This is a genomic window from Streptomyces sp. NPDC051963, from assembly GCF_044593495.1.
Taxonomy (GTDB): Bacteria; Actinomycetota; Actinomycetes; order Streptomycetales; family Streptomycetaceae; genus Streptomyces.
Genome location: NZ_JBIUCC010000003.1, coordinates 331,387 through 356,529 on the forward strand (window position 1 = coordinate 331,387; position 25,143 = coordinate 356,529).

At 71.5% G+C, this 25,143-nt stretch carries 19 protein-coding genes; 9 read left to right on the top strand and 10 right to left on the bottom strand.

Going from position 1 to position 25,143, the window contains the following annotated elements; all coding sequences use genetic code 11:
- Positions 1 to 212 precede the first annotated feature (212 nt).
- Positions 213 to 3,044: an AAA family ATPase gene (locus ACIHFB_RS13790; protein ID WP_365280259.1), complete on the top strand. Its 2,832-nt coding sequence runs from the start codon at positions 213 to 215 to the stop codon at positions 3,042 to 3,044.
- A gap of 467 nt (positions 3,045 to 3,511) precedes the next feature.
- On the opposite strand, the gene ACIHFB_RS13795 is transcribed toward ACIHFB_RS13790, so the two are convergent.
- A complete protein-coding gene (locus tag ACIHFB_RS13795) occupies positions 3,512 to 3,973 on the bottom strand; it encodes a nuclear transport factor 2 family protein (protein WP_365280261.1) in 462 nt (153 codons plus the stop codon).
- A gap of 114 nt (positions 3,974 to 4,087) precedes the next feature.
- A complete protein-coding gene (locus ACIHFB_RS13800) occupies positions 4,088 to 4,603 on the bottom strand; it encodes a nitroreductase family deazaflavin-dependent oxidoreductase (RefSeq protein WP_365280264.1) in 516 nt (171 codons plus the stop codon).
- An 88-nt stretch (positions 4,604 to 4,691) separates the two neighbouring features.
- Here ACIHFB_RS13800 and ACIHFB_RS13805 point away from each other — a divergent pair, with 88 nt between their 5' ends.
- The gene (locus tag ACIHFB_RS13805; RefSeq protein WP_400126880.1) at positions 4,692 to 5,363 is read left to right on the top strand and encodes a TetR/AcrR family transcriptional regulator; all 672 of its coding nucleotides are present in this window, start codon (positions 4,692 to 4,694) and stop codon (positions 5,361 to 5,363) included.
- 673 nt (positions 5,364 to 6,036) lie between these two features.
- Here ACIHFB_RS13805 and ACIHFB_RS13810 read toward each other — a convergent pair.
- The gene (locus ACIHFB_RS13810; RefSeq protein WP_400126881.1) at positions 6,037 to 7,266 is read right to left on the bottom strand and encodes a PP2C family protein-serine/threonine phosphatase; all 1,230 of its coding nucleotides are present in this window, start codon (positions 7,264 to 7,266) and stop codon (positions 6,037 to 6,039) included.
- Positions 7,267 to 7,471: 205 nt separating this feature from the next.
- On the opposite strand from ACIHFB_RS13810, the gene ACIHFB_RS13815 reads away from it, so the two are divergent.
- A complete protein-coding gene (locus ACIHFB_RS13815) occupies positions 7,472 to 8,752 on the top strand; it encodes a DUF3533 domain-containing protein (RefSeq protein WP_365280272.1) in 1,281 nt (426 codons plus the stop codon).
- Here the strand turns inward: ACIHFB_RS13815 and ACIHFB_RS13820 are convergent.
- Positions 8,733 to 9,440 carry a TetR/AcrR family transcriptional regulator gene (locus tag ACIHFB_RS13820; protein WP_400126882.1) on the bottom strand — a complete coding sequence of 236 codons (708 nt, stop codon included), beginning with the start codon at positions 9,438 to 9,440 and terminating at the stop codon, positions 8,733 to 8,735. The genes ACIHFB_RS13815 and ACIHFB_RS13820 overlap by 20 nt on opposite strands.
- Before the next feature lie 198 nt (positions 9,441 to 9,638).
- Between ACIHFB_RS13820 and ACIHFB_RS13825 the strand changes: the two genes are divergently transcribed.
- Complete coding sequence (locus ACIHFB_RS13825) at positions 9,639 to 11,147, top strand: MFS transporter (RefSeq protein ID WP_400126883.1); 1,509 nt, start codon at positions 9,639 to 9,641, stop codon at positions 11,145 to 11,147.
- A 156-nt stretch (positions 11,148 to 11,303) separates the two neighbouring features.
- Here the strand turns inward: ACIHFB_RS13825 and ACIHFB_RS13830 are convergent, their stop codons facing one another.
- A complete protein-coding gene (locus ACIHFB_RS13830; RefSeq protein ID WP_400127152.1) occupies positions 11,304 to 13,184 on the bottom strand; it encodes an ABC transporter ATP-binding protein in 1,881 nt (626 codons plus the stop codon).
- A 162-nt stretch (positions 13,185 to 13,346) separates the two neighbouring features.
- Between ACIHFB_RS13830 and ACIHFB_RS13835 the strand changes: the two genes are divergently transcribed.
- Complete coding sequence (locus tag ACIHFB_RS13835) at positions 13,347 to 14,303, top strand: lysylphosphatidylglycerol synthase transmembrane domain-containing protein (protein ID WP_365280277.1); 957 nt, start codon at positions 13,347 to 13,349, stop codon at positions 14,301 to 14,303.
- 53 nt (positions 14,304 to 14,356) lie between these two features.
- Entirely contained in the window at positions 14,357 to 15,127 is a 771-nt protein-coding gene (locus ACIHFB_RS13840) for a crotonase/enoyl-CoA hydratase family protein (protein WP_365280280.1), read from the top strand.
- On the opposite strand, the gene ACIHFB_RS13845 is transcribed toward ACIHFB_RS13840, so the two are convergent.
- The 4 genes from ACIHFB_RS13845 to ACIHFB_RS13860 are packed head-to-tail and all read right to left on the bottom strand — an operon-like array spanning position 15,114 to position 19,367.
- On the bottom strand, positions 15,114 to 16,331 hold the full coding sequence (locus tag ACIHFB_RS13845) for an NAD(P)/FAD-dependent oxidoreductase (protein ID WP_400126884.1): 1,218 nt from the start codon (positions 16,329 to 16,331) through the stop codon (positions 15,114 to 15,116). The two genes, ACIHFB_RS13840 and ACIHFB_RS13845, sit on opposite strands and share 14 nt — an antisense overlap.
- Positions 16,328 to 17,719 (bottom strand): FAD-dependent oxidoreductase, encoded by a 1,392-nt coding sequence (locus ACIHFB_RS13850; protein WP_365280285.1) that lies wholly within the window; start codon positions 17,717 to 17,719, stop codon positions 16,328 to 16,330. Before ACIHFB_RS13850 ends, ACIHFB_RS13845 begins: the two co-directional genes overlap by 4 nt.
- Positions 17,716 to 17,931 (bottom strand): hypothetical protein, encoded by a 216-nt coding sequence (locus tag ACIHFB_RS13855; protein ID WP_400126885.1) that lies wholly within the window; start codon positions 17,929 to 17,931, stop codon positions 17,716 to 17,718. The genes ACIHFB_RS13850 and ACIHFB_RS13855 overlap by 4 nt, the downstream gene beginning before the upstream one ends.
- A complete protein-coding gene (locus tag ACIHFB_RS13860) occupies positions 17,928 to 19,367 on the bottom strand; it encodes an FGGY family carbohydrate kinase (protein ID WP_400126886.1) in 1,440 nt (479 codons plus the stop codon). The genes ACIHFB_RS13855 and ACIHFB_RS13860 overlap by 4 nt, the downstream gene beginning before the upstream one ends.
- 267 nt (positions 19,368 to 19,634) lie before the next feature.
- Here ACIHFB_RS13860 and ACIHFB_RS13865 point away from each other — a divergent pair, with 267 nt between their 5' ends.
- From ACIHFB_RS13865 to ACIHFB_RS13875, 3 genes are all read left to right on the top strand, one after another.
- Positions 19,635 to 20,636, top strand: a complete 1,002-nt coding sequence (locus ACIHFB_RS13865) for a hypothetical protein (protein ID WP_365280291.1) — start codon at positions 19,635 to 19,637, stop codon at positions 20,634 to 20,636.
- A 29-nt stretch (positions 20,637 to 20,665) separates the two neighbouring features.
- Positions 20,666 to 22,189 carry an amino acid permease gene (locus ACIHFB_RS13870; protein WP_400126887.1) on the top strand — a complete coding sequence of 508 codons (1,524 nt, stop codon included), beginning with the start codon at positions 20,666 to 20,668 and terminating at the stop codon, positions 22,187 to 22,189.
- Between the two features lie 197 nt (positions 22,190 to 22,386).
- A complete protein-coding gene (locus ACIHFB_RS13875; protein ID WP_365280297.1) occupies positions 22,387 to 23,490 on the top strand; it encodes a mechanosensitive ion channel family protein in 1,104 nt (367 codons plus the stop codon).
- A gap of 4 nt (positions 23,491 to 23,494) precedes the next feature.
- On the opposite strand, the gene ACIHFB_RS13880 is transcribed toward ACIHFB_RS13875, so the two are convergent.
- The gene (locus tag ACIHFB_RS13880; RefSeq protein WP_400126888.1) at positions 23,495 to 25,039 is read right to left on the bottom strand and encodes a M1 family metallopeptidase; all 1,545 of its coding nucleotides are present in this window, start codon (positions 25,037 to 25,039) and stop codon (positions 23,495 to 23,497) included.
- Positions 25,040 to 25,143: the final 104 nt, after the last annotated feature.

Below are 25,143 nucleotides of genomic sequence, written 5' to 3' on the forward strand. Positions count from 1 at the left end.
CGCCGCTCATACTTCTGCGGCCTTCGCGGCGGGCGCAATCGTGGAGCACCACGGGACGCACCACGAGAGGAGCGGCGCGGCCACCCCGAACGGTCTGCCGATTGAACTGTCCGCACCGTGTACCCGTTGTCCCACCGACGGCCCGGGCGCTCCGAGGCCCCGGACGCGGGACGGTATGCGGCTCGCCACGAGGACAGCATCAGGAGGAAGGGATGTTCGGAGAACTTCTCGAACGTGACGCCGTACAGGCATTAATCGCGTCTGAGACGGACCGCGTCCTCACCGGCGTCGGCCACCTCGTCCTGGTGCGCGGCGCCACCGGCACCGGCAGGACCGCGGTACTGGAGGCCGCCGCCGCGCACGCGGCGCACCGCGGACTGCGCGTGCGCCATGTGCGCTGCTCCCAGGAGGACATGACCGTCCCGTTCGCCGCGATCCGCCCCCTCCTCGAAGACGCCGACGTCGGCGCGGACGACTCCGAGGACGTGGACGGATACGCGGAAGGGCACAGGGACGCCGGGCACGACCCGAGGGACGGGGACAGCGCCGCGCGGCTGTGGCGCCGACTGCGCGCGCGGGCCGCGGCACACCCGCTGATGATCGGCGTGGACGACGTCCACCTCGCCGACGCCGCCTCGCGCCGCTGGCTCGTCGACGTGGCCCGCTATCTCGACGGGATGCCCGTCCTGCTGGTCGTCACCGAGCGCAGTCAGTACGATCTCTCGCCCCAACTCGTCGGACTGGCCCACGCGTTGTCGCCGTCCCTGGTGCGCGCCCACACCCTGGCCCCGCTCTCCGACGACGCCTCGGCCGCACTGGTCCGCGCCGCCGTCCCAGCGGCTCCGGAGCGGTGGACGGCGGAGTGCGTCCGGGCCGGTGCGGGCAATCCCCTGCTGCTGCGCGCGCTGCTGGACGACCTGGGCCAGACCCCGCTCGGCTCCGTGCCGCAGATCTGCGCGGCGCTCTACCCCGGCGCGTTCCCGGCGGCGGTCGCCTGGTGGCTGGACAGCGCGGGGACCACGACCGCCGAACTGGCCCGGACCCTCGCGGTCCTGGAGCGCACCGGCCCCGAGTGCGCCGTGGACGGACCGGCCGAACTCCTCGCCGAGGCGTCCCGGTCCGACCCTGCCCGCACGGGAGGCTGGCTCACCGCGATGCACCGGCTCGGTCTTCTGCGCCCCGACGACGCGGGCCATGTGCGCTATGCGCATCCCCTGCTGCGCGACGCCGTCCTCGCGGGCTGGCCCGCCAGAGCCAGGGCGATGGCCGGGCGGGCAGTAGCCGAGGCGATGCTGCGCCGCGGCGACCGTGCCGAGGCCATCGCCCGGCAGCTGCTGGGCGTGGAGGCCGTGGGAGAGTCCTGGGTGCTTCGCGTGCTGCGGGACGCCGTGGCCGACGCCGTCCGCGACGACCGGCACGACGACGCCCGCCGGTATCTGCGCCGGGCCCTGCGCGAGCCGCTCTCCGACGAGCAGCGGCAGCCGCTGATGACGGAGCTGGGCTCGCTGGAGCATCTCTGCGCCGATTCGCCCGCGGGCGTGCGGCGTCTGACCGAGGCTCAGCACTTCCCGGCCGAGCCCCGCGACCAGGTACGTACAGCGCTCGCCCTGGGCGCCGCGCTGGCCCAGCGGGGCGAGGTGCAGCAGGCCGTGCGCGTCCTGCGCAGAACCGAGCGGGAGCTGGCCGCGGACCCGCTGATCGTCCGCACCCTGCGGACCGCCGCGGTCCTGTTGTCCGAACGGGACCAGGACGCACACCTGGAGGCGTACCGGCAGCTGCGCGAGACGGCCGGGGACGACCCCGAAGCGGTCGGCCGGGCGGGCCGGGCGGTACTGGTCCTGTCCGAGGCCAGGTCCGGCAGGATCTCGGCCGCCGGGGCGACGGCACAGCTGCGGGAGCTGCTGGCCGGACCCGTCGACGCGCTGGAGGAGCCCTTCCTCCTGGGCACAGCCGCCACCGTCGCCCTATGGGCCGACGAGTTGGAGGAGGCGGAATCGCTCGTGGAACGCGGACTGGCGGGGCAGTCCGCAGTCCTGCTGCACCCGGTGCGCCAGACCCTGCTCGACATCCGCGCGGACCTGGTTGCCGCCCACGGCGACCACGCCGGGCTCCTCGCCGGCTGTACGGAGCGGCCGTCTCCGGAGCCTCCAGCACAACCGTCCCCGGCGCTGCCGACCCCGGCCCGCCGCGCGGAGCCGGCCCACGCCGCGGCGCGGGTGCTGCGCGCCCTGGTCGAGACCGGCCGCCTCACCGAGGCGCGGCAGCTCGCGGAGCGCTTCACACCGGACCCGGCGCTGGACTCCGCGGAGATCGGCCGCTTCCTCTACGCCCGGGGAACGCTGCGGTCCGCACTGGGGGATGTTGCAGGCGCGCTCCACGACTTCCTGGAGTGCGGCCGACGGCACACGGCGCGCGACGAGGTCAACCCGGCCCTCTCCCCCTGGCGGACGGCCGCGACGGAATGCCTGCTGTCGCTGGGCGACCGGCCGCGCGCTGTGGCACTGGCGCACGAGGAGGTACGGCTGGCCCGGGTGTGGAACACCCCGCGCACACTCGGACGTGCCATGCGCGGCCTCGCCTCGACGGCCTCCGGGAAGCACGCCCTGGCCTTCGCCGACGAGTCAGTGGAGCTGCTCCGGCTGTCCCCCGACCGCGGCGATCTGGTCGCCGCGCTGCTCGACCGGGGGCACCGGCTCACCCGCGCAGGACAGCGGAACCTGGCGCGGCAGTCCCTCCACGAGGCCGCCGAACAGGCCGAGCGCCTCGGGGCCGACCGCCTGCGCCTCGCCGCCGAGACGGCGCTGCGCGCGGTGGGCGCCCGCCGTATCACCGTGGCGCTCACCGGCTCCGCCTCGCTCACGCTCAGTGAGCGCCGCATTGCGGAACTGGCGGCCGGCGGCCGGACCAACACCGAGATCTCCAACGTCCTCAGCGTGGCCCGGCGCACCGTGGAGACCCACCTCACCAGCACCTACCGCAAACTCGGCATCCAGGGCCGGGGCGAGCTGCAGGCGGCACTGAGTACCACGGGCCACCCCGCTTAGGGCATTTCCGGCAGAGCGTGTGCCCACCGGCCGACCGAGCTCAAGACCCGCGTCGGGGCCCTGCTGGGGCACGCTCTCGCGAAGGTCCTGACCACCATGCCCGGGCCCGCGGTCAGGACCGGCGCCCACGAACGAACATGTCACCGGCCCCAAACGGGGATGCGGTGCGCTGATCAGCGCCGGTCGGATCCGGGGGCGAGCAGGCTGGTGAGCTCGCGCATCGCCGCGGGGAGGCGTGACGTACCGCTTCACGTTGTCCGACTTCTTGTGCCTCGACTGGGCCATGAGCTCCCGCAGGCCGGCGCCCTGTTCACCGAGGTGTGTCAGTCCGGGGTGCCGGTGTTCGTGCAGGTCCTGCCCGGTGCCTACCTTGCCGCTGACGCAGGTCGCCGCGTCGAGGGCGGCGCGGGCCCGGTCGTAGGAAAGCCGGGCGGGACGCAGCAATGCGTCCCGGTTGGGCGACCGGGCTAGGAAACGGGTGTAGTCAGCACCGAGGAGTCGCCGTTGCTCCAAATTCCTCGGATTTGACGCCTGGTGATTTTCCAGCCTGCGTCCGTGCGTCGGAGGGTATCGATATACGTGCCGCCGAGGATGTACCGTCCGCTGCCGGTCGCTTCTGCGCGCACGTGCTGGGCGATGAACGTGGCGTGGGTGGTGGCGATGTCGCCGTCGACGGTGACGCGGAGGTTGCCCACAAGGTGCTGGGTGGCGTCAAGGGGCCCAAGGAACGCCTTGGTTCCCGCGATGATCGCCTCACGGCCGGTGACCTTGGCATTGACGTAGTCGCCTTCGGCTTCCGGGGCATAGCAGGTCGCGAACAGGTCCCAGTCGCGGGCATCCATGGCGTGCGCGACGGTGTAGACCATCTCAGTGATGGCGGACTTGTCCAACAGCTCTTGGACGGAACGGGATTCTACGGAAATCGTCATGCCGGGTCACTCCTTGGAGTAAGCGCGCGTCGACGCTCTGCGGCGGCAGCTTGAGGCCGACCGTCAGGTTTCTTGGTGAATTGGATCGGCAATGTCAGGGAAATGGGGTGAGCCCTATCCGTCTACGCGCTCCAGCACGACAACGGGGACCTGCCTCCCTGCAGTTGCCTCGAACTCGGCGAACTTCGGGACGAGCACCACCTCTTTCGCCCAGATCTGTTCGCGCTCTTCTCCCTGCGCGAGCCGGGCTACGGCCGACACGGTCTCCGTGCCCACCTCGATGGTGACCCGCGGGTTCGCCATGAGATTGCGGTACCACGCCGGATCACGCGGACTGCCGCCGTGGGTTCCGAAGACGGCCCAGCCGTTGTCGACCGGCTGGAAGAACAACGGGTTGATCCGCTCGCGCCCGCTCTTGGCCCCGATGTTGTGCACCAGGATGAGCGGCATGCCCTGCTCGTCGAAACCGGGCATCCAGGGCGGGACGGGGCGAGACGCGGCCCACTCCTCCTCGCTGCTCCAGGACACGTACCCGGCATTCGCCCGGAACTCGGCGATGATCCGCTCGTTCCAGGTGTCGACGTCAGGCGCCGTGGCATCGTTCGCGCTGGTCGTGGACGGGTCGGACATGGCATCCCTTTCGCTATCCGGAGCACGTGCTCCTCAAAGTAGCATGCGAGGAGCACGTGCTCCGGATAAGCGGGGTAGGCTCGGCCCTATGGCAGGGACTGAACTGGAAGACACCACCAGGCGCCGCGCGCCGCGCGTGGACGCGATCCGCAACCGGGAAGCGATCATCGAGGCCGCCTCCGAAGTCCTGGCCGCACAGGGCACCGCGGTGGACGTGCGCGAGATCGCCAGCCGCAGTGGAGTGGGCATGGGCACCCTCTACCGGCACTTCCCCAAGAAGGAAGATCTCATCCAGACGGTCCTGCGCAGGGACTTCTCCAAATGGGCGGACTCCGCACGCCAGGCGGCCATCGACGCCCAAGACCCCTGGGGGGCCTTGACCGACTTCTACCAGCAAGCCCTGACCGGCTACGCGCGCCACAGTGCGATCATGGAGAACTTCGCACTGACCTGGTCGGTCCCCGACCTGGAAGGCATCCAGCAGCTTCGCCTCGTCATCGAGGAACTGCGTGCCCGCGCCACGGGCGCGCTGCGCCCCGGAGTGACCACCGACGACCTACTGCTCCTGCTGCTCTCCCTGGGACACGCCGTGCAGGTCACCGACGAGTGCCGCCCGCACATGTGGAACAGGCTGCTGCACATTTCCCTTTCCGGGCTGCGTGCCGCCCACCGCGAACCACTTCCCGCCGAGGCGGCACCGGACACCCACAGCTCGAACCCGGACCGGACACACCGAAACAGCGGCCCCGTCGTTACGTGAGACGGTCAAGCTGCCGCAGTGCGTCTGTGTCGCAGTTGTCAGCATCGTCCTCGTTCGAACTTCGCCTTGCCGGCCACGCCCTGTGGGCCGGACCTTGTCGTCGGCAGGTTCGGGAAGTGACTGATCCGAAGTGCCGACCACGGGGTTCAGGTCAGCCGCGCTGGAGCCAGGAGGCGGGCAATGTTCGAGCGTGGCCGGCCGGAGGCCATCCGGCGCTTGCTCTTGTCGTGTTCGTAGGCACTGAACGAGCGGTTGGGCGAGGTGTTCGCGTCCGCGCGTGTCTGAGGTGACACGTTCACTGTTGGAGTTGTTGTCCGTCCACGATCCGTGGAAGCCGACCCGCCGCCGGCGCCCTACCCAGCCACTCAAGCCGATCGCGGGCAATGCGATGCCTCTCACCTGCACAGATGACCAAGCGTTAGACCTTGGACTTGAACATGGTGCGCAGCATGGATGCACTCCTGGGCCCGGGCTCCCTGCCCGCGTTTTTGCAGGTCAAGGGCTGGTTATCCTGATGCCGCATCAGGCCGTGAAAGAGGTGGGCGAGGGACCGGACTCTTCGCGCACCTGCCGCGGACTACCGGACCAGCGTAGGCACTTCCCTCCCCATCACACTGAGAGCCCGGTCACCCCGTGCGCGGCACCCGGCACGCGCAGCCCCGGCCTTTTCGATTCACAGGCGGATGACGACCAGCGCGGTGTCATCGCTGTTGCCGGTGGGCGGGAGGAGATCGGCCAGGAGAGCGTCGGCCAGGGCCTCGGGGCCGGCCCGCCGGTGGCGGGTGAGGGAGTCGGCGAGGCGGGCCAGACCGACGTCGATGTCCTCGGTACGGCGCTCGATCAGGCCGTCCGTGTAGAGAACCAGCGTGCCGCCCTCGGTGAAGGGCACGCGTGCCTGGAGACGGGGGGCGTGTTCGGGCCGGGCACCGAGTGGCGGGTCGGTGGCCCGGTCGAGGAAGGTCACGGTGCCCTCGGGGTGGAGCAGAGCGGGCGGAGGGTGACCGGCGCAGCTGTAGGTGATGGAGTGGTCGCCCCAGTTGACGTACGTCGTCGCCGCGGTGGTCGACGCGGCGCCCTCGACGGAGCGGGCATAGAGGCCGAGGACCTCCAGGGCCTGTGCCGGGCCCGCTGTGACGCGGCAGGCCGCGCTCAGGGCGCTGCGCAACTGCCCCATGGCGCAGGCGGCCTCCAGGCCGTGGCCGACGACGTCACCGACGGAGACGGCGAGGGCCTCGCCGGGGAGGTCGACCAGGTCGTACCAGTCACCGCACACATTCAGGGCGCCGATGGCGGGTCGGTAGCGCACGGCCGCCCCGTGCGACCCGGTGGGCCCGGGTGGCGGCAGCATCGCCGCCTGGAGGGCCAGGACGACCTCACGTTCACGGGCGTGCGCCTTGCGCAGCCGCTCGTTGACTTCCTGCAGTTCGCGGGCCCGGGTGTACAGCTCGGCCTCCAGCACGTTGGCCCGGGTGTCGCCGCCCCCGCTGCCGAATGCGCGGATGAGTTCGGTGACCTCCTCGACGCGGTGCACGAGGAGCTCCACCTGCCCGTCGGCGCCGAGGACGGGGGCGTTGACCGGGCTCCAGAAGTGCTGCTGCCAATGGCCGGGCCGTGCGGCGTCCTCGATGTCGTAGCGGACCAGCGCCATGGTGTCGCGCTCGCCGGTGGTCACCGCGCGGAGCATCGACGCCTCGGTCTCCCGCATGCCGGCCGCGGCCGGATCGTTGGGGTTCTCAGGAAAGACATCGAAGATGTAGCGGCCCAGCAGTTGCTCGCGGGTGCGTCCGGCCAGCCGCAGGAAGTCCTCATTGGCGTCGGCGTACACCAGCTCAGGGGTGAGCAGGGCCACCATTCCGGGCAGGGCCCGGAAGACCGCCGCATAGTCGATCTGCGGTTTCCTCATGTCCTGCCTGCCTCGGCGCCGACCGTCAGTGAGCTGTTCCACGATAGGAGCGAACCCACGACGGGGCCTTGGCACTACTCCCTCCGGGGGGTACGAGACGGGCGACCCGAGCCGCCTGGTGCTGCGTCCCTGTACGGGCCACCGGATCTGCTACAGCAGGACCTGCGGACTCCCGCCCTCCAGGTCCCGGACACGACGGAGAACCATGACCGCCGACGGTACGACCCCGAACACCGGCCCGCAGGTCGGCGTCGCCGCGCTTCTGCGTCGCCCCAAGCTGTGGCTGATCCCCACGATCCTCACGGGGCTGCTCGCCCTGCTGCTGTCCCTGCTCTACATGGGCGGCGTCGTCGATCCGCAGGGCGACCTGCACCGCCTGCCCATCGCCCTCGTCAACTCCGACAAGGGCAAGCCGCCGCCCGGCCAGCGGCAGAACCTGGGCGCACAGATCAGCGAGGCCATCACGGCCGACACCGCCGACGACACGGCCGAGTGGCGCACGCTCACCCGGGCGCAGGCCCAGGACGAACTGGACTCCGGCAAGGTCTACGGCGCCCTGGTCATCCCCGCGGGGTTCACGGACTCGGTCACCGCGCTCACCACCACGAGCGCCACCGCCCGCCCGACCATGACGGTGCTCACCAACCCCGGCAAGGGCAGCCTCGGTTCCTCCCTCGCCAGCAAGATCACCACTACGGCGGCCGGACAGGCCTCCCTGAGCATCGGCAAGCAGCTGACGGCGGCCGCCAAGGGCGCGGACTCCACGCAGAAGCTGCTGCTCGCAGACCCGGTCGCCGTCGTCACCGAGGTCGGTCACCCCCTCGGCGACCACAGCGGTCTCGGGCTGAGTGCCTTCTACTACACCCTGCTGCTCGTCCTGGCCGGTTTCCTGGGTGCCAACGTCATCAGCAACGGCGTCGACACCGCGCTGGGCTACGCCGACAACGAGATCGGCCCCTGGCACACCCGCCGCCCCACGGTGCCGATCGACCGCACCCACACCCTGCTGCTGAAGATGGTCATGACGGCGGGCATCACGGTCCTCAGCGTCTCCCTCGTGCTGCTCGCCACCGTGACCGTTCTGGGCATGGACGCGACCCACATCCCGCTGCTGTGGATCTACTCCTACTGCGCGTCCCTCGCCGTCGGCATCGGCGTCCAGGCCATCAACGCCGCGTTCGGCGGCATCGGCCAGCTGGTGTCCATGTTCGTGTTCATCGTCCTGGGACTTCCGTCCTCCGGCGCCACCGTCCCCCTTCAGGCGGTCCCGGACTTCTACCGCTTCCTGTCCCACTTCGAGCCCATGCGCCAGCTCAGCGACGGCGTCCGCGCGATCCTGTACTTCGAGGCACGCGGCGACGCCGGCCTCACCCGCTCCTGGATCATGATCGCTATCGGCGCGGTCATCGCCCTGCTCTTCGGCTTCGCGATGACCTCGTACTACGACCGCAAGGGCCACAAGCGCCTTACCCCGCAGCCCGCTTGAGCAGAGAAGTGCGGTGAGGGCGGTGTGAACCTGTGCCGAGCAGTCCGTTGACCACGAGCGTCGCCAGTGCTTCGGCCGTGGCCGTGAGCTGTTCCGGCGAGGACGCCTCGGGCCGCCCCAGGCGTCGCGCCAGAGGCACCTCCACCATCCCCGAGATGGGCGGGATGATGGCGAAGAACAGAACGTCCATCGGGACGGACGCCATGCGCCCGGAGGCCACGAGCCGGTCGATGATGGCCCCCATGGTCTTCAGGGTCGGAGCGATGTAGTTGTCGTACAGGTAGTCCAACCGCTCGCTTTCCAGGGTGAATTCGTTGACGAAGATCCGCCCCATCCGCGGCTCGTCCGCCGCGCCCCGGTAGAAGCCGGTGATGAACTGCCGCAACCGCTCGGCATCGTCGAGTGAGGGGTCCACCTCCGGCAGACCCGCCATGTGCGCCCCCAGCGCGTGGTCCACCACCGCACGCCAGAAGGCCGCCTTGGACCCGTACCGGTCGTTGATGAAGTTGTGGCTGACGCCCAGGCGGCGGGCCAGCTCGCGCGCGGAGGCATGGTCGTAGCCCAGCTCCGCGAAGGCCTCCAGCCCGCGCAGCAGGATGTTCTCCTCCTCGGGCACCGCGACCGTGTCCGCACCAGGGCGCCCAGGCCGTCGTACGGAATCGCCTCGCACTCCCACCACTGCCTCCATCGCGGCTCTCCCTTCCCTGCGGCGCGGACTGCCCGCGACCGTCCCGGGGACCCGGACACAGCTTACTTGACACCTGTCAGATCAAAGCTAATCTGACAGGTGTCAGACGTTGTGCGCTCCGGCGTCACGTCGCGGCCGGGCTGCCACCCCGCACCACCGAACGACCCCTCCCTCGTCCCGTTTCTTCTGGAGTTCGTCATGCCTCGAACCCCCGCCGACGCACCTGCCGACGCGGCCGTCGCGCCCCTCCCGGCCGTCGACGCACCGCCCCGCCGCCGCTGGTGGATCCTCGGTGTCATCGGCCTGGCCCAGCTCATGGTGGTGCTGGACAGCACGATCGTGAACATCGCCCTTCCCTCGGCCCAGCAGGACCTCGGGTTCTCCGACGGAGACCGGCAGTGGGTCGTCACCGCCTACGCGCTCGCCTTCGGCAGTCTGCTGCTGCTCGGCGGTCGCATAGCCGACCTGTTCGGCCGCAAGATCACATTCCTGGCCGGGCTGATCGGCTTCGCCGTGGCCTCCGCCCTGGGAGGCGCCGCCGGCAGCTTCGAGGTGCTCATCGTCGCCCGTGCCGCCCAGGGCCTGTTCGGGGCACTGCTCGCCCCGGCCGCGCTGTCCCTGCTGACCACGACCTTCACCGACGCCAGGGAACGCGCCAAGGCCTTCGGCGTCTACGGCGCCATCGCCGGAGCCGGCGGTGCCATCGGCCTGCTGCTCGGCGGTGTGCTGACCGAGCACCTCGACTGGCGCTGGACCCTCTACGTCAACCTGGCCTTCGCCGCCGTCGCCTTCGTCGGCGGTGTCCTGCTGCTCCAGCGCGCCACCCGCGACAAGAGCGCGACCATCGACGTCCCCGGTGCCGTCCTCGTCTCCGGCGGTCTGTTCTGCCTGGTCTACGGCTTCGCCAACGCCGAGAGCCACGCCTGGAGTTCCCCGGCCACCTGGGGCTTCCTGCTCGGCGGCGGCATCCTGCTGGCCGCGTTCACCTGGTGGCAGACCCGCACCGCGCACCCCCTGCTGCCGCTGCGCGTCCTGCTCGACCGCAACCGCGGCGCCTCGTTCGTCTCCGTTCTGATCATCGGCGCCGGCATGTTCGGTGTCTTCCTCTTCCTCACCTACTACCTCCAGCAGAGCCTGGGCTACTCCCCGATCAGGACCGGGCTGGCGTTCCTGCCGATGGTCGGCGCGCTGATGTTCACCTCGGCCCTCGCCTCCACCGTGCTCATCCCCCGCATCGGTCCCAAGGCGGTCGTGCCGCTGGGCATGGGCCTCTCCGCGGCCGGCATGGCCTGGCTCACCGGCCTCGACCTCAGCAGCGGCTACGCCTCCGACATCCTGCCTGCGCTGGTCGTGGCGGGACTCGGCCTCGGCCTGGTCATGGCCCCGGCCATGAGCCTGGCCACGGAAGGCGTGAGCGCCGAGGACGCAGGTGTCGCCTCCGCCGCCGTCAACACCATGCAGCAGGTCGGCGGCTCCCTCGGCACGGCCCTGCTCAACACCCTCTCCACCAGCGCCGTCGCCGACTACCTGGCCGGCAAGGACCCCAAGGACCCGGCCGTCCTCGGCCAGGCCGGCCTGGAGGGCTACTCCACCGCCTACTGGTGGTCGGCCGCCTTCTTCGCCGCCGGTCTGGTCATCAGCGTGATCCTCTACCGGCGCGGTGTGCCCACCCAGGATCCCGGTGCGGCACCCGTGGTCCACATGTGACCACCCGGCCGGGGCCGCAACCGCCCAGGCCGCCCGAGCTGTTCCCGGAGCCGACCGCCTCCGGGAACAGCCGTCTGGACGTACTTGGGGTTGCGCCCGGTGCGGCGAGAGTGCGTGCCAGGCGTCGGCCGGCAGGCGCCACCTTCGACACAGGCCCTAGGCCGCCGCGGCCTCCGTCACGTCGCCGGACTCGAACTGCGTCCGGTACAGCTCCGCGTACCGTCCGCCCGCCGCCAGCAGGTCCTCGTGCGTGCCGCGTTCCACGATGCGCCCCGCCTCGACGACGAGGATCAGGTCCGCCGCCCGCACCGTGGACAGGCGGTGGGCGATGACGATCGCGGTTCTGCCCTCCAGGGCCTCCGTCAACGCCTCCTGGACGGCCGCTTCGGAGGTGTTGTCCAGGTGGGCGGTGGCCTCGTCGAGGATGACGACGCGCTGGCGGGCGAGGAGGAGCCGGGCGATGGTCATGCGCTGGCGTTCGCCTCCGGAGAGACGGTAGCCGCGCTCGCCGACGACCGTGTCGAGACCGTCGGGCAGGGACCGTACGAGATCCGCCAGACGGGCGCGGTGCAGTGCGTCCCACAGGTCGTCCTCGGTGGCCGTGGGGGCGGCGAGGAGCAGGTTGGCGCGCACGCTGTCGTGGAAGAGATGGCCGTCCTGCGTGACCATGCCGAGGGTGGCCCGCAGGGAGTCGGCGGTCAGGTCGCGGACGTCGACGCCGCCGATGCGTACGGCGCCCTCGTCGACGTCGTAGAGGCGCGGCAGCAGTTGGGCGATGGTGGACTTTCCGGCGCCGGACGAGCCGACGAGGGCGACAGTCCGGCCGGCTTCGGCGCGGAAGGAGATGCCGTGCAGGACCTGGTCGCCGCCGCGGGTGTCGAGGGAGGCGACCTCCTCCAGGGAGGCCAGGGAGACCCTGTCGGCGGCGGGGTAGGCGAAGCGGACGTCGTCGAAGTCGACGGAGACCGGGCCGTCGGGGACCTGTCGTGCGTCCGGCTTCTGCGCGATCAGCGGCTTCAGATCGAGTACTTCGAAGACCCGCTCGAAGCTGACGAGGGCGCTCATCACCTCTACGCGGGCTCCGGCCAGTGCGGTGAGCGGTGCGTACAGGCGGGTCAGCAGCAGCGCGAGTGCGACGACTGCGCCCGGCTCCAGAGTGCCGCGCAGGGCGAACCAGCCGCCGAGGCCGTAGACCAGGGCCAGTGCGAGGGCCGACACCAGGGTCAGGGCGGTGATGAAGGCCGACTGCGCGGTGGCCGTCCGTACGCCGATGTCCCGGACGCGGCGGGCGCGGGCGGCGAACTCCTCGGACTCCTCCGCCGGGCGGCCGAACAGCTTAATCAGGGTGGCGCCGGGCGCCGAGAACCGCTCGGTCATCCGGGTGCCCATCGCCGCGTTGAGCGTGGCCGCCTCGCGTTGCATCCGGGCCATGCGGCTGCCCATCCGGCGCGCGGGGATCACGAACACGGGGAGCAGGGCCAGCGCCAGCAGAGTGATCTGCCAGGACAGGGTGAGCATGACGGCCAGCGTGAGCACCAGGGTGACGAGGTTGCTGACCACGCCGGACAGGGTGTTGCTGAACGCCCGCTGCGCGCCGATCACGTCGTTGTTGAGACGGCTGACGAGCGCCCCCGTGCGCGTGCGGGTGAAGAACGCGACCGGCATGCGCTGCACATGGTCGAACACGGCCGTCCGCAGATCGAGGATGAGCCCCTCCCCGAGCGTCGCCGACAGCCGCCTGCCGAGGATGCCGAGTGCCGCCTCGACGACCGCGATGAGGGCGATCAGCAGGGCGAGACGTACGACGGTCCCCTCCTCGCCGCCCGTCACGATCGCGTCGACGACGCGGCCGGCCAGGACGGGGGTGGCGACCGCGAGGAGGGCCGTCGCCACCCCGAGCGCCACGAAACGCGCGATGCGTGCACGGTGCGGACGGGCGAAGGCGCCTATGCGGCGCAACGTCGCGCGGGCGAAAGGACGGCGCTCCTGCTGGGCGCTCATGACACTCTGAAGCTGTGTCCAGGCTGTGGTCTCCATGCTCATGAGAGGGACCGTAGAGCCTCAACCGTCCTTGAGGTCAACGCATAATCGGCACCGTCCGGGCACACGACGGACGCGAGGCCGTGCCCGGCGTGACAGCCTCCGTCCCCCCTCCCGCAACCTGCCGTTGATCTGGCGCGGAAAACCTCTCACGATGTGATGGTCGTGCGTCTTCCCCGAGGCCTCAAGCGCCTCCCGTACCGGCAGATACTCATGCTGGTCCCGCTCGCGCTCGTGCTGTGGGTCGCCGTGCGCCACTGGTCCGTGCTCGTGGAGGGCTTCGGACACCTGCGCCACGCCGAATGGCCGTGGCTGCTGGCCGCCGCCGCGGCCACCTGCGGCACCTGGGTCGCCGCGTCCGCCGCCCGGCAGGGCGCGCTCGTCGAGCGGCTGCCCGTACGGCGGCTGCTCGCCACGCAGTTCGCGGCGGGCGCCGCCAACCACCTGCTTCCGACCGGCCTCGGTGCCAGCGCGGTCAATCTGCGGTTCATGGCGGTGTGCGGGGTTCCGCTGGCCCGCTCGTCGGCCGCGGTCGCCCTCTATCTCCTGGCGGAGTCGATCGCCCGGGTGGGTTTGCTGGTCGCGCTGCTGCTGGCCTTCCCGCACGCGCTACGGCTCGGCTCGCTCCTCCCGGAGGGCGCGATGGGCCCGCTGCTGATCGGCATCGGCGTGGTGGCCGCCGTCGCGGTACTGGTGCTGCTTCTCGTACGGAAGCTCCGTACCGTCGTCCTCACCTTCCTGCGGACCGCACTGGGCGAGGCCCGCGCCGTGCACACCCGGCCCTGGCGGGCGCTCGCCCTGTGGGGCGGTTCGTTCGCCTTCCCGGCCCTCCAGGCGGCCGGACTGGTCGCGGTGGGGCTGGCGTTGGGGCTGCCGGTGCCGCCCGTGCACATGGTGGTGGCGTATCTCGCGGCGACCGTCGCGGTCGCGCTGATCCCGACGCCCGGCGGCATCGGTTCCGTCGAGGCGGCGCTGATCGTCGCCCTGGTCGCCGCGGGCGGACCCGTCGCCGTGGCCACCGCCGTGGTGCTCGCCTACCGGATCATCACCGTCTGGGTGCCGATCCTGCCGGGCGCGTTGACGCTGGGCGCGCTGGTTCGGATGAAGGTCATCTGAGGCGCCCAAGACGTACTCTGGCTCCCCTCGACCGACTACGAGGTGGGCTGCGTATGTTCAGGTCTGTCCGGATCGAACGTCAGGGATACGTCACCACCGTCGTCCTCTCCCGCCCCGAGGCCCGCAACGCGGTCGACGGCCCGACCGCCCGCGACCTCGCCGCCGCCTTCCGTGAGTTCGACGCCGACGACACGGCCCGGGTGGCGGTGCTGTGGGGTGAGGCCGGCACGTTCTGCGCGGGCGCCGATCTGAAGGCGCTCGGCACCGAGCGCGGCAACGCGGTCACGGAGGACGGCGACGGCCCGATGGGGCCGACCCGGCTGCGGCTGTCCAAGCCGGTGATCGCGGCCGTGGCGGGCCACGCCGTCGCCGGCGGACTGGAGCTGGCCCTCTGGTGCGACCTGCGGGTGGCCGAGGAGGACGCCGTCTTCGGGGTGTTCTGCCGTCGCTGGGGCGTGCCTCTCATCGACGGCGGCACGGTACGGCTGCCCCGGCTGATCGGCACGAGCCGCGCCCTGGACATGATCCTCACGGGACGGCCGGTGCCGGCCCGGGAGGCGTACGACATGGGGCTCGCCAACCGCGTCGTGCCCACCGGCACCGCCCGCGCCGCCGCCGAGGAACTGGCCGCCGCCGTCGCCGGGTTCCCACAGGCCTGTCTGCGCGCCGACCGCGCCTCCGTGCTGGAGCAGGAGGGGCTGGACGAACCGGCGGCGCTGCGCGGCGAACTCCGCCACGGCATGGGTGTGCTGGCGGAGAGTCTGGAAGGAGCCGCGCGGTTCGCTTCCGGCGCCGGACGGCACGGCTCGTTCACAGAACTCTGACGCGCACCGGCCCGCCCTTCGGATCGATGCGATGCGTCCAGCGTGCCGTCAGCGGCAGCGGGCGGTTCGGCAGGACCATGCCCTGGCGCGCGCGGTGCAGGAGCCTGCCGTCCTGAAAGACGTGCAGGACGGGGTGGGTGAGCGGAACCTGCGCGCGCAGTACGTACGGGAGTTGGTCGGTCGGCGTGACGCGGTTCGGTGCGATCCAGCGCAGGGGCGGGTCGACCACCAGCGGGACGCCTTCGGACCACACCTCCCCCGCAAGCCACGCCCGGACGGCAACGGCCACATGCGCACCCTCGCGGGCCGCCGTACCCGCGCTCTCCACGGCGTGCAGGACACTGCCGACGGCGAACACGCCCGGATGTGCCGTGCGCAGCGCCCCGTCGACGGCCGGCCCGCGCGTGCCGGGATCGAGCGGCACCCCACCTCGCCGCGCGAGTTCGTGGTCGGGCACGAAGTCGCCGGTGAACACGACCGTGTCGCACGACAGCACGGCCGTACGCCCGTCGCGGTGGCGGACGCGGACACCCGACAGCCGTCCCTGGCCGAGGACTTCGGTGACCGTGGTGTCGGTGAGCAGCGGGATGCCGCGCCGGAGCCGGGCGTCCAGGGCCCGGGCGGGTGCCGTCTGGGCGCGCGGCAGCTCCGTGACCATGGCGACGACGTCGGCTCCCGCGGCTCGTACGGTGTCGGCTGCGGCGTACGAGACGTCCTCGGCGCCGATCACTACGGCCCGGCTGCCGATCCGCTGCCGGAACAGGTGGACGGCCTGCTGGAGTTCGCCCGTGGTGTGGACGCCGGCGGGGCGCGTGCCGGGGACCAGGCGTGCGCTGCGCGGACGTTCGCGGGCGCCGGTGGCCAGGACGACCGCCCCTGCCGTGATGGTCTCCGGGCCCCCTGGGCCGACCGCGGTGAGCGTGCGCGGGCCGGCCCAGTCGAGGGCGGTCACCCCGGTCCGTACGACGGCTCCGGACGCTGTCGCCGCGTCGGCGAGCAGACGGGCGTACGCCGGTCCGGTCAACGGGTGCAGCCAGGTGCCGAAGCCGCCGTGCGCGCAGTGCCGGGGCACACCTCCCGCCTGCTGCTCGCGCTCCAGCACCTCGACGCGGCCCGCGCCGCCGAGGGCGAGACGGGCGGCTGCCGCAAGTCCGGCGGGCCCCGCGCCGACGACCAGGACGTCGACCCGGCGCTCGGGCGTCACGTCCCGGCTCCCTCGAACAGCGCACGCACGGCCGGACCGCAGTAGAAGCCCTGGCAGCGGCCCGCCCTCGCCCGGGTCCGGCGGCGCAGTCCCTCCACGGTGCGTGGCGGGATCGTGGCGGCGAGGGCGTCGCGGATCTCTCCGCGGGAGACGCGCTCGCAGTGGCAGACGAGGGTGCCGTACTCCGGGTCGGCGGCGATGAGTTCGGGCCGCTGGTGCGGGCGTGGGAACGCCTCGCCGAGGTTGGGCATGCGCACCGGCTCCAACTCCCGTGCCGGGCCCGGGTCGAGGCCGAGGTCGGTGAGCAGTGCGGTGACATGGGCGGCGATGGCGAGCGAGGCGGTGAGGCCGGTGGAGCGGATGGAGCCGACGGTGACACTGGCCTGCCCGGGGTGGGCGGTGATGCGGTAGTCGTCGTGCTCGGTGGCGGCGCGCAGTCCGGCGTAGACGGCGGTGACATCCTCGTCGAGCAACTCGGGCAGGATGCGGCGGCCCTTGTCGCGCAGGAGCGTGAGCCCGTCCGCGGTGGAGTGCGTGGCCTGTTTGTCGTCCAGGTCCTCTGCGGTGGGGCCGAGCAGCACATTGCCGTACACGGTGGGGGCGACCAGCACGCCCTTGCCCAGTGCGGTGGGGACGGGCAGCAGGATGTGGCGCACCAGGGCGCGGGCGAACTTGTCGAAGACGATGAGCTGGCCGCGGCGCGGGGTGACGGTGAAGTCGTCGTGGCCGAGCCGCCGGTCGAGTGTGTCGGCGTGCAGTCCGGCCGCGTTGACCAGCCAACGGGCCCGCAGTGTGCCCCGGCCGGTGCCGAGGACATGGATGTCGTCCTGCCGGCTCACCTCCTCCACACGGCAGTCGAGGTGCAGGTCGACTCCGTGCCGGACGGCCTGGGTGGCGTAGGCGAGCGTCGTCGTCCAGGGGCAGATGATGCTCTCGCCGGGCACGTGCAGCGCGCCGAGTGCTCCGGGGCCGAGGTGCGGCTCGCGCTCGTGGAGTTCTGCCGGGCCGAGGATGCGGGTGTCGTGGTAGTCGTTGCGCTCGGCCTTCTCCACGAGCCGGGGCAGCGCGGCGAGCTGTTCCTGGTCCCAGGCGACGAGCAGCGCGCCGACCGTCTCGACGGGGATGCCGGACTCGGCGGCGTACGCGGCGAGTTGCCTGGATCCCTCCCGCACGAGCCGCGCTTCCAGCGAGCCGGGCACCGCGTCGAACCCGGTGTGCAGGATCGCCGTGTTGGCCTTCGAGGTGGCATCGCCGACGTCGTCCCGCTCCTCGACGAGGGCGACGCGGAGGCCGGGGTGGCAGGCGAGTTCGCGGGCGATCGCACAGCCGACGACACCGGCACCGACGATCACGACGTCGTACGTCATGGAAGGCAGCGACCCGGTCATGCGGGCCCCCTCTCGACCAGTCCGGCGACTTCCCTCCGGAACCCGGCAAGACGTACGGCCGCCTCGTCCGCGCTGATCCGCGGCTCGTACACGACCGCCGGTTTCCCGTCGGGGAGGGCTTCGGTGACGGTCAGTCCCGGCTCGGCGCCGATCCGGGCCAGCGCGCCGACGATCACGCCGTCGTACATCACCGAAGGCAGCGGCCCGGTCATCCAGGCCCCCTCTCGACCAGTGCGGCAACTTCCCTCCGGAACCCGGCAAGACGTACGGCCGCCTCGTCCGCGCCGATCCGCGGCTCGTACACGACCGCCGGCTTCCCGTCGGGGAGGGCTTCGGCGACGGTCAGTCCCGGCTCGGCGCCGATCCGGGCCAGCGCGCCGACGCCGAGCGCGGTCGTGTCGGGCAGTGCGGACACCTCGACGGGGCGTTGCAGCAGGTCGGCCTGGGTCTGCATGAGGAGGGCTGAGCGGGTCAGGCCGCCGTCGACGCGCAGCGCCGAGAGCGACTGGCCCAGGTCGAGGGCGGCGGCTTCGGCGAGTTCCGTGACCTGCGCGGCGATGCCCTCGCACAGCGCCCGCACCAGGTGCCCGGCGGTGGTGTCGAGGCCGAGTCCGGTGAGTGAGCCGCGCAGGTCGCCGCGCCACCAGGGGGCGGCCAGTCCGGCCAGCGCCGGGACGAAGGTGACGCCGCCGCTGTCGGACACCGAGCCGCCGACGGGGTCGAGGTCCGCGGCGCCCGTGATGACGCCGAGGTCGGTGAGCCACCGTACGGCGGACGCGGCCGTGTAGACCTGGCCGTCGAGGCAGTAGCTGGTGTGTCCGCCGAGTCGCCAGGCGACACAGCTGACCAGTCCGGAGGTGCCGCGCCGGGGTGTGTCGCCGGTGTGGGCGAGCAGGAACGCGCCTGTTCCGTAGGTGCACTTGGCGCCGCCGGGCTCGGTGATGCGCTGGGCCAGCAGAGCGGCCTGCTGGTCGACGACGAGGCCGGTGAGCGGGATGTCGTCGCCGAAGGCGGTGGTCGTGCCCACCGGTCCGGCGACGTCGACGACCTCGGGGAGCCGTTCGCCCGACAGTCCGTAGAGGTCCAGGGCGCGCGGGGACCAGGCCGCACGGTCGAGGTCGAGCAGCTGGGTGCGGCCGGCGGTCGCCGCGTCGGTGACGTACGCGCCGGTGAGTCGGTGCACCAGCCAGGCGTCGGAGGTGGTGACGACCCCCTCGGCGGTCAGGTGGCGTCGTATCCAGGCCATCTTGGGCGCGGCGAAGTACGGGTCGAGCGGCAGCCCGGTCAGCTCCCGCAACTCCTCGTCGTGGTCGGCGAGTTCGGCGCACACGCTCTCGGCTCGGCGATCGTGCCAGACGAGCGCGTCGGTCAGCGGCCGGCCCGTGTCCGGGTCCCAGGCGAGCACGGTCTCGCCCTGGTTGGCGAGGCCCAGCGCGACGACCGGTTCCCGCGCCTCGGCCAGGGCGCGCCCTCCGGCCTCGACGACGGAGGCGTACAGCTCACCGGGGTCGACCTCGACGAGCCCGCCGGGCAGCCGGCGGGGCCGTACGGCGGCGAATCCGGTGCCGATGACGCCTCGTTCGGGGCAGATCACCAGGGCCTTGGTGCCGGACGTGCCCTGGTCGACGGCGAGCACCGCACCTGTCATCGGACCTCTCCCGTCGACGCCCGTGGGCGATCACCGTGCGCCAGCCTGCCGCCGCGCGGCACACCCCGTCAAGCAGGGCCGACTCTCCCGGCCAACCGGCTCGGCACGCAAAGGAGTTCGAAAGGATCAGGGAACCGGCGGGTGATGCGGAAGCTCCGCCTCTATAGTGACCGCCGACCGCGCGACTCCTCAACTGCCGCCCAGAGGAGGGCTGTTGTTAGTCCACCGTGCCGCTCCGACCTGCCCCGATCCAGGGGCAGGCGGCTGATGGCCAAAGAAGAGACCCGTCCCGCCTACGATCCCGCCGGCCATGACTCCGCACTGCGCGCCACCCTCCAGGAGCTGCGCACCGGCCGCTGGATGTCGATGCGCGGTCTCCTCCTGGACACCAAGGAGTGGTGGCAGTGGACACAGCGCACCCAGGTCCTCGCCACCGCGGCGGCCGGCACCGACGTGGTGCGGGCCTGGCTGTCCGAGGAACCGCACAGCGTCCCGGCCGCGGTGATGCACGCCCGGGTCACCGTGGAACGCACCCTGCGGGCCCACCGGGAGGACCATCACCGTACGCACGAGCTGTGGCAGGAGGCCTGGCGGGCGTGCGAGACGGTGGCGCGCAGCGCACCGCAGGACCCGGTCCCCTGGGTGTGCCTGCTGGCGCTGGCGCAGCTGGACCGGGACCAGCGCTGGTCCGAACACCGGTGGGGACCTCCCGAGCCGATGCTGCCGCCGGGCCCCTGGGGGCTGCTCGCGGAGGCCGACAAACGCGACCCGTACAACCGTGAGGCCCACCACCGGATGCTCCAGTTCCTCTACGGGCGCGGCGCGTCCGGGCGGCTGGCGGAGGCGTCCGGGTACGCGCACTGGGCCTCGGACTCGGCGCCGCCGGGCTCCGCGCTGCATGTCCTGCCGCTGTATGTGCGGGTGGAGCGCTACCGCCGCTCGGGCGGGCGGGACGCCGCGCTCGATCTGCACTGGGTGGCGGAGGACGCCACCCGCGAGGCACGCCAGGCGTTCCACTCCTGGCTGGAGCTCACCCCTCCCGACGAACGCTCCCTGCTGGACCTCAACCACCTCGCCCACGCGCTGTGGGGCGCCCTCCATTTCCCCGAGGCCGCCCGGGTGTTCGACGCGCTCGGCCCGTACTGGACACCCGTCCCCTGGTCCTACCGCACCCTCGATCCGGGCGACCGCACCCAGGCGGTGGAGATCTTCCTCCAGGCGCGCACCCGCAGCCGGTCGGCCGCGGACGACTTACGCCCACGCCCCTGACCCCGTCCTCTCCCGGAGGTAGGTTCCGCATGTCCCGCACCCCCGCTCCGCCCGGCGTCCCGCCCCACGACGAGGAACAGCGCCTGCGCGAACTCGGCTACCGCCCGGTGCTCGCCCGCCGTATGGGCGGCTTCGGCAACTTCGCCATCAGCTTCTCGGTGATCTCGATCCTGTCCGGCTGCATGACCCTGTACGGCTTCGGCATGGGCGCCGGCGGTCCCGCCGTGATGCTGTGGGGCTGGGCCGGCGTCGGCCTGTTCGTGCTGTGCGTGGGTCTCGCGCTGGCCGAGGTCACCAGCGCCTATCCCACGTCCGGCGCCCTCTACTACATGGCCGACCGGCTCGGCGGCCGCCGCTGGGGCTGGTACACGGGCTGGCTGAATCTGCTCGGTCTGCTCGGCGCGATCGCCGGAATCGACTACGGGGCCGCCCTGTTCACCGGCGCCTTCCTGAACCTCCAGTGGGGCTTCGAGCCGACGCCGGAGAAGACGTTCCTGATCTTCATGGTGATCCTGCTGCTGCACGCCACGCTGAACCTCTTCGGCGTCCGGCTGGTCAGTCTCCTCAACTCGATCAGCGTGTGGTGGCACCTGGCGGGCGTCGCCGTCATCGTCGGCGCGCTGGCGATCGTCCCCGACCACCATCAGTCGCCGTCCTTCGTGTTCACCGAGTTCGTCAACGACACCGGCTGGTCCAACCCCGTCTACGTGGCCGCGATCGGCCTGCTGCTCGCCCAGTACACGTTCTCCGGCTACGACGCCTCGGCCCACCTCTCCGAGGAGACCTCCAACGCCTCGGTGTCGGCGTCCCGCGGCATCGTGCGCTCCATCTGGGTCTCCTGGCTGGCGGGCTTCGTGCTGCTCGCCGGTCTCACCTTCGCGATCCAGGACTACGACGCGACCCGCGCCAGCGAGACCGGGGTGCCGCCGGCCCAGATCCTGCTCGACGGTCTGGGCACGGACGGCGCGAGCGCCCTGCTGCTCGTGGTGATCGTCGCCCAACTGTTCTGCGGCAACGCGGAGGTGGCCGCGGCCAGCCGCATGGTGTTCGCGTTCAGCCGCGACCGGGCCCTGCCGGGCTCCCACCTCTGGCGCAAGGTCAGCAGTCGCACCCAGACACCCCTCGCCGCCGTCTGGCTGTCGGTGGTGGTCGCCGGTGTCCTCGCCCTGCCGTCCCTGTACTCGACGACGGCGTACGGCGCGGTCACCGCCATCAACGTCATCGGCATCACACCCGCGTACGCGATCCCCGTGTTCCTGCGCCTGCGGGCCGGCGACCGTTTCCAGCCCGGCCCCTGGAACCTGGGCCGGTGGAGCAAGCCGATCGGCTGGATCGCGGTCGGGTGGGTGGCCTGTGTCACGGTGCTGTTCTGCCTGCCCCAGTCCTCTCCGGTGACGGTCGACACAATGAACTACGCCTCGATCGCCCTCGCCGTCGTACTCGTCCTCGCCACGGTGTGGTGGTTCGTGGCCCGCCGTTCGTACGGAACGCCCACCACAGCGGCCTACGGCGACGACCGGGACCAGGCCGAACTGGCGGAGGGAATCGTCTGAGCTGCGCGATCCGCACACCGGTCGAGGTACGAACTCCTGTGCCCGATACGGCAGGATGAGCGGTCGCGCCGGACTGCGAAGTGGCTGTCCGGCGCGAGGCGCACATCACGGAAGCGAGCAGGTGACCACGTGACGAGACTTCACATCCGGCCGTCGGCGAGGAATGTCCCCGCGGATCTTCTCCCCGGAGGTGACCGGTGAACCGCGAACTCACCATGCACGACCTGGTCATCGCCGGCATCGCCGTGGCCGCGGGCCTGCTGGCGGCGTTTCTGCTGCGCATGCTGCTGCGCTGGCTGGGCAAGCACGCGGACCGGACCCGCTGGACCGGCGACGAGGTCATCGTCGCCGCGCTGCGGACCGTGGTGCCCTGGGCCGCGGTGGTGGGCGGCGCGGCGGCCGCGGGCGCGGCGCTGCCGCTCACCGGCACGGTTCATCACAACGTCAACCAGAGCCTGACCGTCCTGCTCATCCTCGTCGTGACGGTCGCGGCGGCCCGGATGATCGCCGGCCTGATCCGCACGGTCACCCAGTCCCGTTCCGGGGTCGCCGGGTCGGCGACGATCTTCGTCAACATCACCCGGGTCGTGGTCCTCGCGATCGGCTGTCTGGTGGTGCTTCAGACGCTGGGCATCTCCATAGCCCCGCTGCTGACCGCCCTGGGCGTCGGCGGTCTCGCGGTGGCCCTGGCTCTTCAGGACACCCTCGCCAACCTCTTCGCGGGCATCCACATCCTCGCCTCGAAGACCGTGCAGCCCGGTGACTACATCCGGCTCAGCAGCGGCGAGGAGGGCTATGTCACCGACATCAACTGGCGGCAGACCACCGTCCGCAACCTCTCCAACAACCTGGTCATCATCCCCAACGGCCAACTGGCGGGGACGAACATGACCAACTACAACCGCCCCGAACAGGACCTCACCATCCTGCTCCAGGCGGGGGTCGCCTACGACAGCGACCTGGAGCACGTGGAGCGGGTCACCATGGAGGTGATCGCCGAGGTGATGACCGAGATCACCGGTGCCATGCCGGACCATGAACCGGCCGTGCGCTTCCACACCTTCGGCGACTCGCGCATCGGCTTCACGATCATCCTGGGCGTCGGCGAGTTCAGCGACCAGTTCCGCATCAAGCACGAGTTCGTCAAGCGCCTGCACAAGCGCTACCACCAGGAGGGCATCCGCATCCCCTCCCCGACCCGCACCGTGGCGCTGCAACAGGGCTCGGTGTCGATTCCGCAGCAGCGCGGGGCGGAGATCGAGGTCGAGCCGGGCGAAGTCCCCTCCACCCGGCTCAACTGATCCCCTACAGGGTGGCCGAGTTGTCGTGGTGCCCGTCCGTCCGGCTCTCCGGCTGCCGCAGTGCCGAGCTCGGCGGCGTCACGGTCCAGTCCGGGTGGCCGGGCATCCGCGGGGTCTTCGTGCCGTAGAGCCAGTCCCGCAGGAAGCCGGACAGGTCGCGGCCGGAGACCTCCGAGGCGACGGCGATGTAGTCGTCCGTCGACGCCGAGGCGTTGCGGAAGCGGTCCAGGAAGGTGCGCTCCACGGCGTTGAACGCGCTCTCGCCGATCTCGTTGCGCAGGGCGTAGAGCACCAGGACGCCGCCGAGGTAGCGCTGGCTGTCGAAGAGGTTCACCGCGTTCGAGGCCGCGACCGGGCCCGAGGTGCGGCGCCACTGGTCGCCCTGCGCGTAGGTGTTCTTCATCCGCGCCTCCATCGTGGTCATGCCGATGGAGTCCGGCCAGCCGCGCTCGTAGCGGTAGAGCAGCCCGTAGAAGTCGGCGTGGCCCTCGTTGATCCACAGGTCCGCCCAGGTGGCCGGTGAGACCAGGTTGCCGAAGTAGGAGTGGACCAGCTCGTGCATCATGTGCGAGCCGATCTTGGGCTCCGCCTGGAGGAGGTAGTTCGGCTTGTACAGGGTGAGGGTCTGGGTCTCCAGTCCGGTGAACTCGCCGGGGAATTCGGCGTCGGTGTTGGCGGGCAGCAGGCCGTAGGTCTCGAAGGGGTAGGCGCCGAGGCGTGCCTCGAGCCAGCCGACCAGGTTGGGCGTGAGTGCGAGCGCCGGTTCCAGGGCGGCGGCCCGCGAGACCGGCACGACGTCCCGCAGGGGCAGCCCGTGCGGCCCCTGCCGCTCCTTGATCACATAGTCGCCGACGGTGATCTGGACGACCTCGGTGGCGATGGGCGAGCGGGAGCGGTACGTGTACGCGGTCCGGTCGCCGGCGAGCTTCTCGGTACGGACGAGCCGGCCGCTCGCCACACCGCGCAGCCCGTCCGGGACGGTGATGCGGAAGGCGAAGTCGGCCTTGTCCGAGGGGTGGTCGTTGCACGGGAAGACGGTGTGTGCCGCATCCGGCTGGGGGCAGACGGCGAAGCCGTCCGGGGTGGGGACCCACGCCGTGTGCGCGAGGGTGCGGCGCGGGTCCGCCGTGTACGTCACGACGACATCGGCCTTCCTGCCCGCGGGCAGGCACCGGGCGGGCGTGATCCGCAGCTTCTCGCCGGCCTGCTCGAACGCGGCCGCGCGGCCGGCCACCGTGACGGTGTGTATGTCCAGGCCGAGGGCGTCCAGGGAGAAGCGGGTCAACTCCTGGGTGGTGGTGATCTTCAGGGTGGCCGTGGCGTCGACGAGCTTGGTCGTGGCGTCGTACGCGAGGTCGAGGTGGTAGGCGGCCACGCGGTAGCCGTCGTTGCCGAGGCTCGGGTAGACGGAGTCCCCCAGGGTCTCCGGGCCGGGGGTGCCGGTCCTGGTGCCGGTCGCCGGAGCCGCGTGCGCCTGGGTACCGACGGACAGTGCCGCGGCGGTGCCGATCAGCGCGGCCGGGGCCGTCAGTCTGGTGCGATATCTCATGGTCCGCTTTCGCTCGGGCGGCCGGGTGGTCAGGTCCGGCCGTCGGATGCAGTGGGATCAAGGTGCATGACCACAAGATCAGACGCTTGAAATCTCTCAGAAGA